Below are 319 nucleotides of genomic sequence, written 5' to 3' on the forward strand. Positions count from 1 at the left end.
AAGGTGGAATGGGGTTATGGGCACTACTACAAGCTAAGATCCGAAGCTGAGTTATCAATCTTTACATGGACAGAAACTTGGTACAATAATAAAAGAAGACATTCCTTTTTAGGATGCAAAACTTTAAGAGAATTTGAATTAGATATGTATAACCAGAAACTAGCAGCTTAGTCATTCATCTTAAAGTCCATTTTGGCAGTATCTCACTAAGTGTGTAAAGTTTAAATATCGAGGGTTGCAACCCTCGATATTTTTTTTTGTTTAATTTTAAATTTTATACACTTATGAAGAAAGAAGATTTTCTGAACGATGATTTTTT

General features: G+C 31.7%; 1 pseudogene. It reads left to right on the plus strand.

Annotated features, from left to right (window positions below):
• Positions 1-171, plus strand: a pseudogene (locus tag HC176_RS18580) (IS3-like element ISLbl1 family transposase); the annotation flags it as partial.
• Positions 172-319 lie beyond the last annotated feature (148 nt).

The sequence above is a fragment of the Tamlana crocina genome (assembly GCF_012037625.1).